A 16,938-nucleotide genomic window follows, 5' to 3' on the forward strand; every position below is an offset into this window, starting at 1 on the left:
TATTAGCATAAAATAATATCGTTTTTAATTTTCAGAGGTTATGTATAACCGTTAACATCATAAAAAATATTAAATGAAATTATCTAGCTTTAATTTTGAACTTCCAGACAATTTGTTAGCCGAGTACCCTTCAGAACACAGGGATGAAGCTAAATTGATGGTAATACATAGAGAAACCGGAAAAATTGAACACAAAATGTTTAAAGACCTTATCAATTATTTTGATGAAGGTGATGTAATGGTTTTAAACAATACAAAAGTTTTTCCTGCTCGTTTGTATGGTAATAAAGAAAAAACAGGGGCAAGAATTGAAGTGTTTTTGTTACGTGAGTTAAATGCAGAACAACGTTTATGGGATGTTTTAGTAGATCCTGCACGTAAAATAAGAATAGGGAACAAATTATATTTTGGTGATGATGAAACTCTAGTAGCTGAGGTTATAGACAATACTACATCTAGAGGTAGAACTTTACGTTTTTTATATGACGGTTCTTATACAGACTTTAGACAAAAACTAAAAGATTTAGGAGAAACACCATTACCTAAATACATTAAAAGAGATGTAGAGGAATCTGATGAAGACAGATACCAAACAATTTACGCCAAGCACGAAGGTGCTGTAGCTGCACCAACTGCAGGTTTGCACTTTTCTAAACACTTATTAAAAAGACTAGAAATTAAAGGAGTAGATTTTGCAGAATTAACATTACATGTTGGTTTAGGTACCTTTAACCCAGTAGAGGTAGAGGATTTATCTAAACACAAAATGGATAGTGAAGAATTAATTATAGATGAAAAAGCTACAGAAGTAGTAAACGCAGCTATAGATAATAAACGTAGAATTTGTGCCGTAGGTACAACTGCTATGCGTGGTTTAGAAAGTGCTGTTTCATCTAACGGTCGCTTAAATACATATGAAGGATGGACAAATAAATTTATTTTTCCTCCTTATGATTTTAGTATTGCCAACTGTATGGTAACAAACTTTCACTTACCAAAATCTACATTGTTAATGATGATTTCTGCTTTTATAGGTCATGACCTTATGAAAAAAGCATACAAGGAGGCAATTTTAGAAAGCTATAAATTTTACTCTTACGGAGATGCAATGCTAATTATTTAATTGGTATTTTAATACAAACAAATAAAATCCCGTCAGTTTTCTATTTTTATAGAATTTGGCGGGATTAACTTTTATCTACTACCTTTAGTACTGTGGAAAAAATTAAGAAAAAAGACATAAGAGCCTTAACTAAGGAACAAATTAGAGCATTTTTTGTAGCTCAAGGAGATAAAGCCTTTAGAGGTAACCAAGTATACGAATGGTTATGGCAAAAGGGGGCACACTCTTTTGATGCTATGACAAATGTATCTAAAGAAACAAGGCAGCTGTTAAATGCTAACTTTGTAATAAACCACATAAAAGTAGATCAAATGCAGCGTAGTAGTGATGGAACTATAAAAAACGCTGTACAACTGCATGACGGTTTAATTGTAGAGTCGGTTTTAATACCAACAAAAACAAGAACAACAGCCTGTGTATCTAGTCAAGTAGGTTGTAGTTTAGATTGTAGGTTTTGTGCAACATCTAGGTTAAAGCGTATGCGAAACTTAAATCCAGATGAAATTTATGATCAAGTAGTTGCTATAGATAACGAAAGTAGATTGTATTTTGATCGTAAATTAAGCAATATTGTATTTATGGGTATGGGAGAGCCATTAATGAATTACAATAATGTTCTAAAAGCTATAGATAAAATTACCTCTGCAGAGGGTTTAGCAATGTCTCCTAAGAGAATAACAGTGTCTACATCTGGTGTTCCTAAAATGATTAAAAAAATGGCAGATGATGAGGTGAAATTTAAACTAGCCGTGTCTTTACATTCTGCAGTAGATGAAATAAGAACATCTATTATGCCTTTTAATGCCACATTTCCTTTAAAAGATTTAAGGGAGGCGTTGCAGTATTGGTACGCTAAAACAAAAAGCAGAATTACCTATGAATATGTGGTCTGGGATGGTATTAATGATACACAAAATGATGCCAATGCTTTGGTAGATTTTTGCAAGTTTGCACCGTCTAAAGTTAATTTAATAGAGTATAACCCTATAGATGATGGCGAGTTTCAGCAAGCAAATAACACCGCTATAGATATGTATGTGGCAACATTAGAGCGAAATGGTATTACAGTTACCGTAAGGCGCTCTAGAGGTAAAGATATAGATGCAGCTTGCGGGCAATTAGCAAATAAAAGCTAAAAAAGGCAGGTGAAAATAAATCACCCGCCTTTAACTAAAAAAACACATTAACCACAATGTTTTTTTTATTTCATTTGAGCTTTTAACTCATCAATAGTTTTGGCCATAACAACTCCAGGTATTTTAATAGGAGCAGCAACTTCAGCTAAAAATGTTCCTTTAACTTCGCCTCTTTTGTACGTAGTAAAACCAACTCGGTATAAACCAGCAGTTAAGGCTTTAGTAGGGTTACTTACTTCGCTTTTGTAACGTAATAAAGAGTTGTAACTGCTGCCACTTGGTTGCTTAGGTAACTCAGACGTGTCGTCATTAGAAGCTAAAGTAACCCAGTTTGCACTTTTGGCACCTTCTGTAGTTACATTTGCAGCAGATACAATATCAGATCTTTCTAACGTAATATATGTGTCAAAAAAGTCTTTTGTAGAAGCGTGCTCGTCAAAATCTGCAGATTTTACAGCGTTTTTAATTTTATCGCCATTGGCAGGAGAAACCATTCTTACCCCTAATTCAGGAGCAGCTAATGGCACCCAAACGTATATGTAGTAAAACTTTTTGTTGTCTTTTACTTCATCTTCGTTACCAGGACTAGCATAACCTAAGTAGCTAATGTTATCTGTGTAAGGTACTTTAATTGTTTTTGGTCCTATTTTCTTTTCAACAGAACTTCCAAATTTTTTCAGTTTCTGAGCATTTACAATTGCGCTACAGCTAAAAAGTAACATTGCTGCTACAAATAGATTTTTTTTCATCTTAAGTGTGATTTATTAATTGTTTTTTGTTAATAATAACACAGCAAAGATGGCGTTAATTAAGAAAACAAATAGACCTATTTGTAGGGAAAATTTTACCCCTGTTTTCAGGGGTAGGTAATAATATTACTAAAACGTAAATCATTGCCTTGAAATCTAATAATTTAATTACTTTTACCTTTCCAAATTTAACGAATTGCTTTTTTGAAAATTGTAGCACAAATTAAGGACCCTGTAAATAAAGAAATGGAACTTTTTGAGAAAAAGTTTCACGCCTCTATGTCTTCTAAGGTTGCCTTATTAAATAGAATTACTTATTATATTGTAAACAGAAAAGGGAAACAAATGCGGCCAATGTTTGTTTTTTTAACAGCAAAATTGGTGTCTGGTGGCAAGGTTAATGAGCGTACTTATAGAGGTGCATCTGTTATAGAGCTAATACATACTGCCACGTTAGTTCATGATGATGTTGTAGATGACAGTAATAAGCGTCGTGGCTTTTTCTCTGTAAATGCACTTTGGAAAAATAAAATAGCTGTACTTGTTGGTGATTTTTTATTGTCTAAAGGATTGCTGCTTTCTATAGATAATGGAGATTTTGATCTTCTTAAAATAATTTCAGTAGCAGTGCGAGAGATGAGTGAGGGAGAATTGCTGCAAATTGAAAAAGCACGTAAACTAGATATTACCGAAGAGGTTTACTACGAAATAATTAGGCAAAAAACAGCTACCTTAATTGCAGCTTGTTGCAGCTTGGGGGCTTGCTCTGTTAATCCAGATTCTGATGATGTAGAGATATTCAGAAAATTTGGGGAACTTATAGGTATGGCTTTTCAAATTAAAGATGATTTGTTTGACTATGGTGATGAAGCCATTGGCAAGCCAACCGGTATAGATATTAAAGAACAAAAAATGACGCTTCCTTTAATATATACGCTTAATAACTGCACAAAAAAAGAAAAGAGTTGGCTAATAAACTCTGTTAAAAAGCACAATAAAGACAAAAAGCGAGTTAAAGAGGTTATAAACTTTGTAAAAGAAAGCGGAGGATTGGCATACGCAGAACAAAAAATGTTATCTTTTAAAACAGAAGCTCTTACTTTATTAAATAAATATCCAGAGTCTGACTATAAAAGTTCGCTAGAACTAATGGTAAATTACGTTGTAGATAGAAAAAAATAATAATTTTATTACTTTAAAAATCAGAGCGTTGTGATTTATTTTAAAATAAATTTATTTTCTGGGCAACGTTACAGTAGTGTTTGTTGTCTATACTTATAGAACACCATTACTGTGAAAATTATTAAACTTTACAAAAACGAGAATATCCTTATAAAAAAGGCCGCTGCAGAAGACAGGGATGCTCAAGAGCGCTTGTATAATAAATATGCGCCAAAAATGCTAAGTGTTTGCCGGCAGTATATAAAAGACTTACAGTTTGCAGAAGATGTAATGGTAGGCGCTTTTTTAAAGGTATTTAAATATTTAGATACGTTTAAGTTTGAGGGTAGTTTTGAAGGTTGGGTTCGTAGAATAATGGTAAGGGAATGTATAACTTACTTACGTAAAAAACAGCACATTGTTTTTGATGACGAAGTATATGAGCGTTCTGCACCTAAACATATAACTAGTACGCCAGATTTAGATGTAGAGCAAGTACAGTTGTTAATAGATGCTTTGCCAGAAGGTTATAAAATAGTATTTGTAATGTATGCTATTGAAGGGTATAAACATTTTGAAATTGCAGAGCAATTGGGTATTTCAGAAAATACATCAAGATCTCAGTTGTTTAAGGCTAGAAAAATGTTACAAGAGAAATTAGAAAAAATTAAAAAAGCAGATTCTGTTACAATAGAATCTTAAAAAAAATAATACAATGGCACCTTTAAAATTTGAAGAACATTTAAAAGAAAAACTAGAAGGTAGAGAAATTGCCCCTTCTAGTAAGGCTTGGTCTAAAATTGCTGCGGGTTTGGAAAGCCAACCAATAAAACAAAAAAGTAAAAAACCAGCATATTTTGCTATTGCTGCTTGTTTAATTGGTTTGTTAATAGCTTCTGTTTGGGTTTTTAACACCGCACAAACAGATGTAAATACCCCACAAGTGGTAGACGTAGATAAGATTAATTCTAAAAAAGAATCAATTTTAAAACCAAATACAAGTTTAAAAGAGCAAAATGCAACTATTGTTACATCAAAAGAAGAAAATAAAAACCTGATAAAGGAAGTTGTAACAAAACAAAATTCTAAATTAACCATTAAAGAAAATCCACTAAAACAAAATACAGAGGTTGCGGTGCAACAAAACAATACAAAGGAGCTAAAATTAGCAGAACCAGAAAAAAAGTTAATAGATGCTAAACTTAATGTTGTTATAGAAAAACTAGCCTTGTTAGAAGAGAATAATGTTGCTGTAACAGATGCAGAAGTAGACTCTTTATTACGTAATGCGCAACAAGAAATTTTAGCAGAAAAAGCAATTAATGCAGGGATATCTATAGACGCTATGGCTTTATTAATAGAGGCAGAAAACGAACTAGACGTGAGTTTTAGAGATAAAATTTTTGACAATCTTAAACAACGCTATCTAAAATTAAAAACTGCGGTGGCTGCACGTGCTAACTAACAAATAAACATTCATCAATCAGAGTTTTATGGTTTTCTTCTGGCATATTGTGCTCAATATGCTAGAGGAATAATAAAACACATCTAAAATTTAATTATTATGAAAAAAACTACACACTACATTTTATTAATTATATCGGTTTTTTGTGTGCAAATCTCATTTGCTCAAGAAGAAATTAAGTCTAAAATAGATCTTTTACTAAAAGAAAAAGAGCAAATTAGAATTTATGAAAAAGATGCTCTAAAAGCAGAAATAGAAGCTATAACCAAGCGTTTAAATAAAAACGAAATCACAGCTGAAGAAGCTCAAAATTTAAAAACAGAAGCTGCTAAAAATAGAGCTTTAAATATAGAGAATAGGGTAGCTATTTTAGATAATAAAATAGCACTGTTACAGCGTAATGGTACAGACAAAGTTGTGGCTCTAGACTCTTTAGGTGCTAAATTTGAAATGGATGTATTTGATATAAAATTTAACGATAAATCTATTTTTTACAGTGAAACAAAAAAGCAAGAAGTTAAGTATGATGTTAGAACTGTGTCTGAACTTGTAATGGCTGTTGGTTTAAACAATGCAATTATAGATGGCCAATCTTTAGATGATTCTCCTTATAAAATAGGTGGTAGTCGTTTTTTTGAAATAGGAATTAATTGGAAAACAAGACTGTTTAAAAATTCTAATGCTGTACGTTTACATTACGGTTTTTCTTTTCAGTTTAATGGTCTTAAATTAGATGATAACTTATATTTTGTAGAGAACGGAAAACAAACAGAGTTGCAGGAGTTTGATTTTAATTTAGACAAAGCAAAGCTTAGAATGGATAACTTGGTATTTCCTGTACATTTTGAGTTTGGGCCATCTACTAAAGAAGAAACAGAGGAAACTTTACGTTATTATTTGGATAAAAAATTAAGAATTGGAGTTGGAGCTTATGGAGGATTTAATATTGGAACTCGCCAAAAACTTAAATATAAAGAAGATGGGGAAAAAGTAAAAGATAAGTTTAAGAGAGACTACAATACATCAGATCTAATTTATGGTTTAAGTGCTTATGCTGGTTTTGGAGAAACTGTCTTGTATGTTAAGTACGATTTAAACCCAATATTTAAAGATGCGTTAGTAGAACAACACAATATTTCTGTTGGCTTGCGTTTTGATTTGTAAATTAATTAACATAAAAAAAGTCCTAAGCAATTGCGCTTAGGACTTTTTACTTAAATTTTTTAAATAAATGAAGAATCTTGAGCTAGTGGAAACTATGGAGACAATTTAAACTAGTCAAGATTCTTACCCTTATCAACCAAATAAGTATTGTTAATTTTATTAGACTACCACGTATAAGAATGATGAAACAATCATCCAAGCACCCAATATAAGTCCTACTAAACCTAATTTTCCTTGTTTAGGAGCAATTTTAGCTCTCATTTCTTCAGCTTTTGCTTTGGCAGCTTCGTTTTTAGATAATACATACTTGTTAATTAGTCCGTACCCTAACATAAATCCTAAAGCAGCTGTAACAATGTTACCTACTAAGTAAGTAATCCATAATATAGGCCAAGTACTTAACCAGCCTATAGTTAAAATAGCACTAACTATACCCCAAATTCCCCAAAAGCAAAACACCATTCCAATCCAACCTTGGTAAGGTTCAATTTTTTCTAGTAGTTCTTTTGCATTTGGTTTTTTAGAAAGTAATAAAGACGGTACTGCTAAAATGCTTAATAATATTAAAGAAATTCCCCAGCTCATAATTTTTAATTTTTTTTTAGATTAATATTGGTTTATTTAATTTTGATGTTACAAAGGTGCGGCCATTATAGAATTTAAATTACCCTTTGGCTAGCCTAAATACACACCCTGAAAACAGGGGTAACGGTAAAAACACTTATTTTAGAATAGTTTATTTTTTTGATATTTAGTTTCATTATATTTACCCTCTTATTTAAAATTTTTTAAAAATTGATTTCTAAATCTACTATAGACCAAGTTTATGAAACTGCTCGTTTAGAGGAGGTAATTGGCGATTTTGTACAGTTAAAAAAATCAGGTACCAACTTTAAAGGTTTGAGTCCGTTTACAGATGAGCGTTCACCAAGTTTTATGGTATCTCCTGTAAAACAAATTTGGAAGGATTTTAGTAGTGGAAAAGGTGGTAATGTGGTTGCTTTTTTAATGGAGCATGAACATTTTACGTATCCAGAGGCTATAAAGTACTTGGCTAAAAAGTATAATATAGAAATAGAAGAAACCGAACGTACTGATGAGCAAAAAGAGCAGGCAAATGAAAAAGAGAGTATGTACTTGGTGTCTGAGTATGCTCAAAAATACTTTTCTGAAGTTTTGTGGGAACGTGAGTTGGGTAAGGCTATAGGTCTAAGTTATTTTAAAGAGCGCGGTTTTACAGATGAAACCATTAAAAAGTTTAGTCTTGGTTATTGTTTAGATCAGTGGGACTCTTTTACAAATACTGCCTTAGATAAAGGGTATAAGTTAGAGTATTTAGAAAAAACAGGTTTAACAATTGTTAAGCAGCAAGAAGGAAAAGAGGCCAGAAAGTTTGATAGGTTTAAAGGCCGCGTAATGTTCCCTATACAGTCTATGAGCGGTAGAGTGTTAGGTTTTGGGGGGCGTATTTTAACTAACGATAAAAAAGCGGCTAAATACTTAAACTCTCCAGAGAGTGATATTTACCATAAAAGTAAAGTGCTTTATGGCATTTACCACGCTAAGCAGTCTATAGCTAAAGAAGACAATTGTTATTTGGTAGAAGGTTATACAGATGTTATTCAATTTCATCAAAGAGGTATACACAACGTTGTTGCTTCTAGTGGTACCGCACTTACTCCAGACCAAATAAGACTTATAAATAGACTAACAAAAAATATTACTGTTTTGTTTGATGGTGATGCGGCTGGCTTGCGAGCATCATTACGAGGTATAGATTTAATTCTTGAACAGGGTATGAATGTTAGGGTTTGTACTTTTCCTGAAGGTGAAGACCCAGACAGTTTTTCTAAAAACAACTCTTTAGAAGAAGTTCATCAATATTTAGAAAGTAACTCTAAAGATTTTATACAGTTTAAAGCTTCCTTATTAATTAAAGAAACAGCTAACGACCCAATAAAAAAAGCAGAAACTGTACGTGATATTGTAAATAGTATTTCTAAAATACCAGACAGGATTAAGAAAGAAATTTACATACAAGAGTGCGCGCAGTTAATGAATATTTCAGAATCTGTACTATTTAATACGTTAGCGCAGATAGGTAAAAAGGAGATTGCAGACGAGGTTAAAAAACAAAAAGAAGAGCAAAAACCTTTTCAGGTAGTAAAAAATGAGGTTGTACAAGAAAAGTTAGATGTACAATATGTTTTAGAAAAAAAGATAATAGAATTGCTTTTACTTTACGGGGATACTACTCAGCAGTTTGATGATTTGCTACTAAAAGAAGATGATAAAGGAGAACTTATTTTAGAAAAAGAAACTGTAGAGGCGCGTGTTTTTGAGAAAATATATTTGGATTTACAGGAAGATGAAATAGAGCTTACTAATGCTAAGTTTAGAGATATTTATTATAAGCTTATAGAGAACCTAAACGAAAAGGAACATTTTGAGGCAAATAAGTTTATTGGTGGTTTAGATCAAGATTTAGTCTCCGAAATTTCTTCTATTTTAATGGAAGAAGAAAAATATATTTTACATGATTGGGAGCGTAAAGAAATATATCCTAAAGAAAAATCTGTAAGTATAGGTCAGTTGGTTAGTGAAACCATTTTAACTTTACGCTGTTACCTTATAAAAAGGAGAATTGGAGAACTGCAAGAAAAAACTCAAGATCCAAGCCTAGATAATTCAGAAATTTTACAAGAAATAATGAATTATCTAAACCTAAACTCTTTATTGGGTAAAAAATTGGCCAGAGTACTGTCTTAATTATATAAGTACGTAATTATTTTTAATAGTTCTCCCACCAATTAGTGCTTTTGTTTACAGCGTCTTTTATTATAATTTCATCTCCAATTTCTGGGGTTAGAACCTCTAAGTTTAATTCTAGAGCTTTTGCTTTTACACGTGTAACAGGATCTGTCCAGCTATGTAAAGCTAATTTAAAGCCAGCCCAGTGTATCGGGACAATTTTTTTGGCTTGCACATCTACGCCCGCTTGTGCGGTTTCTTCGGGCATCATATGTATATCTGCCCACATTTGGTTGTATTGTCCGCATTCCATTAGGGCAATATCAAAAGGGCCGTATTTATCTCCAATTTCTTTAAAGTGTGGGGAGTAGCCACTATCCCCACTAAAGTAAATGTTATCTTGTTTAGATTTTATTATCCAAGAGCTCCAAAGTGTGCTTTGGCTGTTGTTAAGTTTACGTCCAGAGAAATGTTGTGCTGGAGTACAAACAAAAGTTAAGTTGTCTAGTTTTGTGTTTTGCCACCAATCTAATTCTGTAATCTTATCTTTTGCTACGCCCCAAGCTTCTAAATGTACACCTACACCTAACGGTACATAAAAGTGTTTGGCTTTGTCTTTAATTTTTAAAATGGTTTCATAATCTAAATGATCATAATGATCGTGCGAAAACAATACAGCATCAATTTTATTAAGCTGTTCTAATGCTATAGGGAATTTAGAATTAAATCTATTAGCCCCCATTAATGGATGTGGAGCAGCAACTTTACCTAACATTGGGTCTAAAAGAATGTTTTTACCTTCAATTTGTAATAGAAAAGAAGAGTGACCATACCAAAAAAGTCGAGATTCTTTGTTGTAATTTGCAATATCAACAGAGTCTACTGTTTTTACATTTAAGTCTTTTTTAGGTCTAGCATCAGGTACTTTAGTTGTAAAAAATTTGTAGGCTAATGATAGTGTTTGTGTAAAACTTAAATCTTTGGGTACAGGTAAAGTGTTGTTAAACTTGCTGTTTTTGTATTGAGCAGATTTTTTATAAATTTCTTTACGCTCTTTGGTAATATCACCACCAAATGTTGGGTAAAAATTAGTAAATAAAAAATAGGCTATTACTAATGCTATAAGTATTGTAAATATTGTTACCATTATTTTTTTAAGTATTTTTTTTAGCATACCGCTGATAGTGAGTTTTTAAAAGCTACAAAATTAAACAACAAATTGTATTGTAATAGGTAGTTTGGGTTTTAGTTAAGATTTGTATTAATAATAAAAAAAGCCAGCTTTTAGCTGGCTTTTTTTATTATTAATACGTACTAATTTTCTTAGAAAATATCTAATGCTTTAGCTTGTTGTAATAAGTCTACCATATTGTCTACGTTTAATTTCTTCATTAAACGAGCCTTGTAAGTACTAATGGTTTTTTCGTTTAAACCAAGACCTAATGCAACATCTTTGTTTCTTTTACCGCTAGCAAGCATTTTTAAAACTTCTATTTCTCTTGTAGATAGTTTTCTAAATAATCTTCTAGGTTTTTGTGTTCCTTCATCAAAGGCTAGCCTTTGTGCTAATTCATTGGTGATAAACATTTTACCGTCACTAATTTTTTCTAATGCAGCTACTATGTAATCTAAATCTGCATTTTTAGATAAGTAACCTTGTGCACCAGCTCTAATAGAGCTAATAGCGTAAACATCTTCAGACTGTCCGCTGTACATAAGTACTTTAACATCTGGATGATTCTTCTTCATTTTTCTTAAACAAGCAATCCCGTTTATTTCCGGGAAATCCATCTCTAACATTAAGATGTCTGGAGTTTCATTTTCCAATTTTTCAAAAAGTTCTGATGAAGTTCTAGCAGTGCCAATAACTTTAAAGCCCGTCTCAACACTCAACATCTGCGTAATGCCCACTTGCACAACAGGGTGACTATCTGCAATAAATACTGTTTTCATTTTTTTTGGTTTTAATTAAATTTAAGCATAATCTGTCTTCCACAACATTAATTCTGACAGAGTATGTAAGGTTAAATTGTATGTTTGTTCAACAAAAATGATACTTTTTTGTTAGAATTTACCATTATTTAACTTTTTTTCGTTTTACAATACATTATCTGCGATGACTGACTATTTTAAGTCATTTGGAATGTCGCAAACTGGTATTGGTTTCATTTTGTGCTGGTTAGCATTGTTTAGTTTTTTGTATAATATAAATACTTCTTGTTCTCTTCCTGTAAAATCATTTTTAGATTTGCCCTTAGCATCTTCAAGCATTGCCCATTCTAGCTCAGGGTATGACGCTCCTATTTGGTCTTCATCTGTTCTGTCATCACCCCATAAACCATCTGTAGGTGCGGCGTTAATAATGTCAGAATTAATACCTGCAAATTTTGCTATATCATAAACCTCACTTTTCATTAAATCTGCAATAGGGCTAAGGTCAACTCCACCATCTCCATACTTGGTGTAAAAACCTACACCAAAGTCTTCAACTTTATTACCGGTGCCTGCAACTAAATAGCCGTGTAATCCTGCAAAATAATATAAAGTAGTCATTCTTAGTCTTGCCCTTGCGTTGGCTAAGGATAAAAATCTTTCTTCTTCATTGGTTACGCTTGGTAGCGTATCTATAAAGCTGTCAAAAACAGGAGTTAAATTTACTTGCTGCCTGTTTACGTTTTTAAAATTACTTTGTAACCAATCTATATGCTTACTAGCTCTAGTAACTTGACTCTCTGCCTGGTGTATTGGCATTTCTAAGCATAGCAGTTCCAATCCTGTCTTAGCACACAAGGTAGATGTTACTGCAGAATCAATTCCGCCAGATATGCCAATTACAAATCCTTTTATATTTGCTTTAGTAGCATAATCTTTTAACCAATTAACAATATAGTCTGTTACTTTTTCTGTTTGCATAGAATTCCTTTATTACGTTGAAAACTGTTAACTTTGTATCCTGTAAAAATAAACGCTAACATTTTAATATTAAAATGTTACTGTAATTACTTTTAAATGAAACAACCATTTTATATCTTTTTACTTGTTTTTTTCCTTTTTTATGGGTGCAAACAAGAATCTAAAGAGGCAAAACAGATAGCCAAAGTAAATGTATCATTAGATATTGCTAGGTTTGATAGGGAAATTGCTGATGCTAAACCAGTAGATATTCCTGTATTAAAAGAAAAATACCCTTACTTATTTCCTGCGCAATACCCGGATAGTTTATGGGTCGCAAAGTTAAGAGATACATTACAAATATCTTTGTTAAAAGAAGTTAATGTGGCTTTTGGTGACTTTAAACAGCAGAAAAATGACCTTGAATTGTTTTACAAACATGTGAAGTATTATTTTCCAAAAGAATCAGAGCCTAAGGTGGTTACAGTAATATCTGATGTGAATTACAATAGTCCTGTTATACTTACAAATGAGCTTTTGTTGCTTGGGTTAGATAATTATTTAGGTAAGGATCATAAGTTTTATCAGGGATTACAAAATTACATAGCAGAGGGTTTAGATAAAAAATTTTTAATTACAGATGTGGCTAATGCATTTGCAAAAAAAGTTGTGCCTTATCCGGCAAACGACAGAACTTTTTTAGCGCAGCTGGTATATTATGGAAAAGAGTTATATGTAAAAGATAAGCTAATACCTTTTGTAGATGATGCAGTAAAAATAAAATATACTCAGCAAGATTTAGATTGGGCTTTTGCTAATGAAGAGCCAATTTGGCGAAATTTTATTGAAAACCAGTATTTATATAGTACAGATAAAAATTTAAATAAGCGTTTTTTAGATCCTGCACCATTTTCTAAGTTTCAGTTGGAGTTAGATAGTGAGTCGCCTGGAAGATTAGGACGTTTTTTAGGATGGCAAATTGTGCGTTCTTTTATGGATAATAATAATGTAACTTTGCAACAAATGCTACAGCTGCCTGCTGAGGAAATATTTAAAAAATCTAATTATAAACCAAAACGATAAATGTCAAAAATACATACATCAGAAATTAAGTTAACTGTTGGTCTGGATGAAAACAGAGTGCCAGAGGCTTTAAATTGGTCTGCAGAAGACGGAGGAATAGAGAATGAAGAGGCAAAAGCAATGCTTTTATCTGTTTGGGATAGTAAAAACCAAGAATCCTTAAAAATAGATTTATGGACTAAAGATATGCCTGTAGATGAAATGAAGGTATTTTTTCATCAAACACTAGTGTCTTTGTCTGATACTTTTTATAAAGCTACACAAGACGAAAAAATGACTGCTACTATGAAAGACTTTTGCGAGTATTTTGCAGATAAGCTAGAGCTTAAAAAATAATTATGCGTTAATTAAATTAAAAAAACTCCCAGAAAAATCTGGGAGTTTTTTTAGTTTTAACCGTAAAAGTAAATTATTCTACTTCAAGAGAAAAAGTTTGATCTACATCTGTTGATCCTCCAGCGTCTGCTAAAGAGCCATCGTTAGGTTTTTTAGGCTCGTGTCTTAAAGTTACGCCTAATGTAGCATTGCCAGCATCTCCTGTAGAAAGGGTAAATGTTATACCTACAGGGTTGCCATCTTCATCCATATCTGTGTAATCTGTACCGCTAATAGCACCAGAAACAGTATAAAAGAATTGGTGCTCATCATCTTCTTCTTCAACTTCTAGTGTAATATCTTCAGCAGGACTTTCAGTTTCGTTAAGTAATGTAATAGTACCGTTGTAGGTTGTGTTAGCTGCTAAGCTTTCAACACTAATTACGGGAGCGTTTGGGCCATCAGCGCCATCATCATCTTTAGATGTTAGAGTAACTGCTGTTCCTCCGCCTTGTGGTGTAAGTTTTACTATTACTGTTGTTATTACTTCTTCTTCATTTTGTTCTTCCGGTGCATCGTCATCATCAGAACAAGAAATTAAAGCAATACTAGAGAATGCAATTAAACTTACTTTTTTAATGTTTTTTAAAATTGTGTTTCTTTTAATCATTTTGTCAATTGTTTTAGTGTTAGTAATTTAATTTTAATCTAAGTGTAAAAGACCTTCCCAAATCGTCTGTAAAATAACGTTGTCTGTTAAGGTAGTCTCTATATTCTGTGTTCAATAAATTGGTTATACCTAAACCAACAGTTAGTGCTTTGCTGTTTTTTAAGTTTAATTTAATTTCTGAATCTAATTTTAATAAATGGTAGGCACTTGGTGGTGTGTTTATATCTAGTTCCACTACTTGGTCTTGTTGTGGTGAGTATACCATAATATTATCTATGTATTCATTTTGTTTAAATACATATTCACTTTGTAAGCTAATATTAAAGTTGTTCCATTCTTGTTTAGTAAATGTTATCTGGTTTTGTAAACGAGCTGAAGGAATGTTAATTAAAGCTTCATTTTTAGTTTTGTCTTTTCCCTTAACTATAGAAAATTTATGATCTGTTCTCCAATTGTTTGTCCAATTATTAAAGATAGATGCGTCTACGCCAAGTAAACTTGCATTGGTTTGTCTGTATTCCCACACAGGAAATGCACCGCGTAAAGAGAATTCTATTCCTGTTGGCTCTATTAAAATAAAATCTTTAATTAAATTTAAGTAAGGTTCAATCTCGTAACCCCATGTGTATGAGTTTTTTCCTAGGCTTGCAGATATTCTGTGCGATGTTTCACTCTTAATACGTAAATCGCCCAATTCAATTCGTGCAGCCGAATGATGAAGACCATCGCTAAATAATTCAGCTGGATTTGGAGCACGTTGTGCTAAGGAGTAATTAAATCTAAACTGATTTTCATTGCTAAATCTATGTTTTAAGCCTGCAGATGCAGAAAAATTATGGTAGTTAAATTTAGGGTTTACTAAAAGCTGAGTGCCACGATCACTAACAACTATATCGCTATAATCTTCATCATAACCACGTTCTTCCCACCTAGAAGTTATGTAAAACTTTTGAGCATCAATTTTACTGTAATCATACCTAATACCCGCATCTAGAGTAGTAGCATCAGAAAATTTATATTCTGTAGTAGCAAAAACTCCAAAATCTACTTTTTCGTAGTCAGGAATTAAACGACGTACTCCAGTTTCTGGATTAGGAAAATTTTCTTGATATCTACCTAGAATCCCAAAAGAAAATTTTTGCTTTTCAAAAGCATCAATATTTATATCTGCAGCAAGTGTTTGTGTTGTAAGCTTAAGATCTAAAGAGGCTTTTCCTTTGTCGTCACCAACACGTATATCATACTCAAACCTATGGTTTTGTTGTATGTCATATTGTAAGTTTAATTTTCCTAAACCTTCAAATCGCTTGTAATATTTAAGTTTTCCTAAATGATGTTTAACGTGTTGTCTAGGCTCTTTAATGTTATAGGTAAAGTCGCTTATTTTACTTGGTTCATCACTATTAATCGCGGTAATTAAATCGTCTACATTACCTATATGAGATGCACTTAAAATACCAATGTTTGTATCAAAGTAGGAGTAGTGGGTACTCCAGCCACTTTCAAAACCAAGTTTTCCAAAATCTATGCTAGCTCCAAATTGAGAAACTCCTGTGTTAGACAAAATATAATTAGGAGCTTCAGCATCACCCAGTTTTTTGTAAGACGCTTGTCCTTTAATATAAAAACCATTTTCATATGCTTTTGTAAGTTCGGTAGAAATGTTTCCACCTCTTCCGTTAGACACTCCATTTATAAGTGTTTTGCCGTAAATAGTATCTTTTTTAGGTATTCTATTTTGGTCTAGTAAAATAATACCTCCAATAGCATCACCACCATATTTTAATGCGGCAGCACCTTTTACAACTGTAACTTTGTTGGCTGCATTAATATCTATGTTTGGTGCGTGTTCTGCACCCCATTCCATATCTTGCATACGAGTACCATTATTAAGTATAAGTACTCTACTGCCTCCTAAACCTTGTATTATAGGTTTTACAATATTTGAACCTGTGTTTAAGCTAGATACTCCGTTTATTTGTTTAAGCGCATCACCCAAATTGTTGCTGCCAAAACGTTCTAGCTCCTCTGTTTTTATTGTTTTTTCTTGTGCAGAATTGGTTTCTTTAATGGTAGAGCCCGTAACCTTAACTTCATTTAACTCTTCTAAATGATGTTCTAAGGTTATTTTTTTATGGGTGTTGCCATAAATTTCTACTGTTACAAATCTTGTACTGCATTCTGGGTGAGATATTTCTAACTCTATAATGCCGTTGCATAAATTTTTTAGAGTAAACTTTCCAAACTCATCAGAATATACTTGCTTCTTGTTTCCTCTTACTTGTATAATAGCGTCTGCTAATGGTTCTTTGTCATGAAAGTCTATTACTTCTCCTAAAAGAATATTAGAACAATCTTGGCTAAATACAAAAGACTGACAAACTATAATACATAGTATTGTTAGCGTATAGCGCATAATAATATTTTTG

At 32.3% G+C, this 16,938-nt stretch carries 16 protein-coding genes; 9 read left to right on the plus strand and 7 right to left on the minus strand.

Annotated features, from left to right (window positions below; translation table 11 throughout):
- The first annotated feature begins 73 nt into the window (after window positions 1–73).
- Window positions 74–1,123 (plus strand): tRNA preQ1(34) S-adenosylmethionine ribosyltransferase-isomerase QueA, encoded by a 1,050-nt coding sequence (gene queA, locus PBN93_RS09905; RefSeq protein WP_077402183.1) that lies wholly within the window; start codon window positions 74–76, stop codon window positions 1,121–1,123.
- Between the two features lie 92 nt (window positions 1,124–1,215).
- Complete coding sequence (rlmN, locus tag PBN93_RS09910; protein ID WP_271080555.1) at window positions 1,216–2,259, plus strand: 23S rRNA (adenine(2503)-C(2))-methyltransferase RlmN; 1,044 nt, start codon at window positions 1,216–1,218, stop codon at window positions 2,257–2,259.
- A gap of 65 nt (window positions 2,260–2,324) precedes the next feature.
- On the opposite strand, the gene PBN93_RS09915 is transcribed toward rlmN, so the two are convergent.
- Window positions 2,325–3,008, minus strand: coding sequence for a Lipl32 family lipoprotein (locus tag PBN93_RS09915; RefSeq protein ID WP_077402188.1), 684 nt, complete (start codon window positions 3,006–3,008; stop codon window positions 2,325–2,327).
- 204 nt (window positions 3,009–3,212) lie between these two features.
- Between PBN93_RS09915 and PBN93_RS09920 the strand changes: the two genes are divergently transcribed.
- From PBN93_RS09920 to PBN93_RS09935, 4 genes are all read left to right on the plus strand, one after another.
- Entirely contained in the window at window positions 3,213–4,190 is a 978-nt protein-coding gene (locus PBN93_RS09920) for a polyprenyl synthetase family protein (RefSeq protein ID WP_077402191.1), read from the plus strand.
- A 111-nt stretch (window positions 4,191–4,301) separates the two neighbouring features.
- Window positions 4,302–4,871, plus strand: coding sequence for an RNA polymerase sigma factor (locus PBN93_RS09925; protein WP_271080556.1), 570 nt, complete (start codon window positions 4,302–4,304; stop codon window positions 4,869–4,871).
- 13 nt (window positions 4,872–4,884) lie between these two features.
- Entirely contained in the window at window positions 4,885–5,634 is a 750-nt protein-coding gene (locus PBN93_RS09930; RefSeq protein WP_271080557.1) for a hypothetical protein, read from the plus strand.
- A 99-nt stretch (window positions 5,635–5,733) separates the two neighbouring features.
- Entirely contained in the window at window positions 5,734–6,798 is a 1,065-nt protein-coding gene (locus tag PBN93_RS09935; RefSeq protein WP_077402200.1) for a hypothetical protein, read from the plus strand.
- Window positions 6,799–6,957: 159 nt separating this feature from the next.
- Here the strand turns inward: PBN93_RS09935 and PBN93_RS09940 are convergent, their stop codons facing one another.
- Window positions 6,958–7,383, minus strand: coding sequence for a hypothetical protein (locus PBN93_RS09940; RefSeq protein ID WP_077402203.1), 426 nt, complete (start codon window positions 7,381–7,383; stop codon window positions 6,958–6,960).
- A gap of 210 nt (window positions 7,384–7,593) precedes the next feature.
- On the opposite strand from PBN93_RS09940, the gene dnaG reads away from it, so the two are divergent.
- Complete coding sequence (gene dnaG / locus PBN93_RS09945) at window positions 7,594–9,567, plus strand: DNA primase (RefSeq protein WP_077402206.1); 1,974 nt, start codon at window positions 7,594–7,596, stop codon at window positions 9,565–9,567.
- 22 nt (window positions 9,568–9,589) lie between these two features.
- Here dnaG and PBN93_RS09950 read toward each other — a convergent pair whose 3' ends face one another.
- From PBN93_RS09950 to nadE, 3 genes are all read right to left on the minus strand, one after another.
- Window positions 9,590–10,696 carry an MBL fold metallo-hydrolase gene (locus PBN93_RS09950; protein ID WP_271080558.1) on the minus strand — a complete coding sequence of 369 codons (1,107 nt, stop codon included), beginning with the start codon at window positions 10,694–10,696 and terminating at the stop codon, window positions 9,590–9,592.
- 176 nt (window positions 10,697–10,872) lie between these two features.
- Window positions 10,873–11,502, minus strand: a complete 630-nt coding sequence (locus PBN93_RS09955) for a response regulator (protein ID WP_077407146.1) — start codon at window positions 11,500–11,502, stop codon at window positions 10,873–10,875.
- A gap of 171 nt (window positions 11,503–11,673) precedes the next feature.
- Complete coding sequence (nadE, locus tag PBN93_RS09960) at window positions 11,674–12,462, minus strand: NAD(+) synthase (RefSeq protein WP_077407143.1); 789 nt, start codon at window positions 12,460–12,462, stop codon at window positions 11,674–11,676.
- Window positions 12,463–12,558: 96 nt separating this feature from the next.
- Here nadE and gldB point away from each other — a divergent pair, with 96 nt between their 5' ends.
- Window positions 12,559–13,524 (plus strand): gliding motility lipoprotein GldB, encoded by a 966-nt coding sequence (gldB, locus tag PBN93_RS09965; RefSeq protein WP_077407140.1) that lies wholly within the window; start codon window positions 12,559–12,561, stop codon window positions 13,522–13,524.
- Entirely contained in the window at window positions 13,525–13,860 is a 336-nt protein-coding gene (gldC, locus tag PBN93_RS09970) for a gliding motility protein GldC (RefSeq protein ID WP_077407138.1), read from the plus strand.
- A gap of 73 nt (window positions 13,861–13,933) precedes the next feature.
- On the opposite strand, the gene PBN93_RS09975 is transcribed toward gldC, so the two are convergent.
- Together PBN93_RS09975 and PBN93_RS09980 are read right to left on the minus strand one after the other, a co-directional pair.
- On the minus strand, window positions 13,934–14,509 hold the full coding sequence (locus tag PBN93_RS09975; protein WP_271080559.1) for a type 1 periplasmic binding fold superfamily protein: 576 nt from the start codon (window positions 14,507–14,509) through the stop codon (window positions 13,934–13,936).
- 19 nt (window positions 14,510–14,528) lie between these two features.
- Window positions 14,529–16,925: a TonB-dependent receptor gene (locus PBN93_RS09980; RefSeq protein ID WP_271080560.1), complete on the minus strand. Its 2,397-nt coding sequence runs from the start codon at window positions 16,923–16,925 to the stop codon at window positions 14,529–14,531.
- Between the last annotated feature and the right edge of the window lie 13 nt (window positions 16,926–16,938).

This window comes from Cellulophaga omnivescoria, from assembly GCF_027915275.1.
In the GTDB taxonomy this organism is placed as follows: Bacteria; Bacteroidota; Bacteroidia; order Flavobacteriales; family Flavobacteriaceae; genus Cellulophaga; species Cellulophaga omnivescoria.